This window comes from Pedobacter sp. 01T416_2, assembly GCF_056398925.1.
Genome location: NZ_JBFTQI010000807.1, coordinates 1 through 2,570 on the forward strand (window position 1 = coordinate 1; position 2,570 = coordinate 2,570).

The window sequence follows — 2,570 nt, forward strand, 5'->3', positions numbered from 1 at the left end:
ATATTACGATAGATAATTTAGATATCAAAATTTATTTTAATTTCGATTTCAATAATAGATTACCTAGAGAAAGAGCAAGTGTGTTTTTTTAGCCACGGAGGCAAGGAAAAACACGGAAATTTGGTTGATAATAGCCCTTGCCTTCACTTCACTCCGTTATCAATTCAGAGAATTTAATAAAAAGTATCGTCATCTCGACTGGAACACAGTGGAATGGAGAGATCTATCTTGAGATAGATTTTGCTTCGCAGAGCCTTCGGGTTCTCGACTACGTTGCACTCCGCTCGAAATGACGACATTTGAAGGGTAAACAAAAAAACCGTCGACTAATTAAAGTCAACGGTTCAATTTGTACAGGGATGAGAAAAATTATTTCTTAGGTTTTGCGCTCATGTAAAAAGTAAGCTTTCCGCCGTTGGTGATATCGGCATGTTTAATTTTATGATCGGTAATTTCTTTGCCGTTCAATAAAACTTTTTCTACATAAACATTTTTATCGCTTTGTTTAATGGCCTCAACAGTAAATGTTTTACCGTTTTCTAAATTAATTACTGCGTTGTTAACCAATGGACTGCCTAATGAATATACATCAGAACCTGGTGCTACCGGATAAAAACCTAACGAAGAGAACATATACCAGGCGCTCATCTGCCCGCAATCATCATTTCCACCCAAACCATCGGCTGTAGGTTTGTACTGCATGTTTAAGATGTGACGGATCTGCGCCTGCGTTTTCCATGGCTGATCGGTCCAGTTGTAAAGGTAAGCGATATGGTGTGCAGGTTCGTTACCATGTACATATCCGCCAATAATACCTTCGCGGGTAATGTCTTCAGTATGCGCAAAAAATTCGTCAGGTAAGTGCATGGTAAACAAAGTATCTAAACGGGTTGCAAATTTCTTTTTGCCACCCATCATTTCAATCAGTGAAGCCGGATCCTGCGGAACAAAGAAACTGTAGTTCCAGCTGTTTCCTTCAATAAAACCCTGCCCTTCAGTATCTTTTGGATCAAATTGCTTTTTAAAAGAGCCATCTGCCAATTTAGGGCGCATGAAACCAGAAGCACTATCGTAGTTGTTTTTCCAGTTGTTAGAACGTTTGATAAATTCGTCGTAAACATCCATACGGTTTAATTTCTTGGCCAGTTGTGCAATCGACCAGTCATCGTAAGAATATTCTAAGTTATTGGAAACCGAAATGCCCGATTTTTCTGCCGGGATATAACCTTTATCCATATAATAGCCGATTCCCTCGTAGTCGCGGTGTTTTGCTGTTGCAATACAGGCATCCAATGCTTTGTTCGCATCGCCATTGTAGGTGCCTTTTATAATCGCATCAGAAATTACAGAAACACTGTGGTAACCACTCATGCACCAGTTATCGTTGGCATAATGCGACCAGATCGGCAACATGTGCAAACTACTCTGATCGTAATGCGCCATCATCGATTTTACCATATCATTACTTCGGCTTGGCTGCATAATATTAAAGAATGGATGTAAGGCCCGGTAAGTATCCCAAAGCGAGAATGTGGTGTAATTGGTAAAGCCTTCAGCTTTATGTATCCCCTGATCTAAACCTTTATACTCGCCATTAATATCGGTATAGGTTGTTGGATTGATAAAAGCATGATATAAAGCGGTGTAAAAATTGATTTTATTATCGTTAGAAGTAGTTACCTGTATTTTATTCAATTCTTTATTCCAGGTAGCCTGTGCCTGAGCCTTCACTTTTTCGAAATCCCAGCCCGAAGTTTCTGCACGCATATTTTGCAAAGCATTTTCCTGGCTAACCGGCGATAAAGCAAATTTAATTTTAATCTTCTCTCCTTCCTGGGTATCGAAGTCGAAGTACATTTTCAGTTTTTTGCCTGCAATTTCAGGAAAGTTCTGCTCCTGGTTAAACTTGCCCCAAAAGCCTCTATAAGCCTGTTTGGCATCGTAGCTTTTACGTCCGTAGCTTTTAAAAGGTTTAGAAAAGCTCATCGCAAAATATACGGTTCTGGTTCTGGCCCATCCATTGGTTTGGCGGTAACCGGTAATCAGGGTATCGTTCACTACGCGAACGTAAGTCCAAACGGTTTTTTCTTCGTAATTGTAAATACCGGCCATCAGATCGAGAATAATGTGCGATTGATCCGATTTAGGAAAAGTATATTGATGCATCCCTACCCTCGTGGTCGAAGTTAATTCGGCGGTAATGTTATCATCATCTAATTTTACTTTGTAATAACCGGCCTCTGCAACTTCATTGGTATGCGAAAATGCCGAACGGTAACCACTTTTCGGATCTGATGCAGTACCAGGATTCAATTGCAATTTACCTTGTGTAGGCATAATGAGAAAATCACCCAAATCGGAGTGACCAGTACCGCTAAAATGGGTATGACTAAAGCCGGTAATGGTTTTATCTTCATATTTATAACCCGCACAGTATTTATATACATCGCCATTGTATTTTCCGTTTACTTCGTAAGATAAAGTATCCGTTTCGGGACTTAGCTGTACCGAACCAAATGGAACTGTTGCGCCTGGATAAGTATGCCCCATTTTAGACGTACCAATAATGG

General features: G+C 40.0%; 1 protein-coding gene. It reads right to left on the reverse strand.

The window, feature by feature from the left end:
- Nucleotides 1-369: 369 nt before the first annotated feature.
- Entirely contained in the window at nt 370-2,568 is a 2,199-nt protein-coding gene (locus AC1DPQ_RS24360; RefSeq protein ID WP_477611144.1) for a GH92 family glycosyl hydrolase, read from the reverse strand.
- Nucleotides 2,569-2,570: the final 2 nt, after the last annotated feature.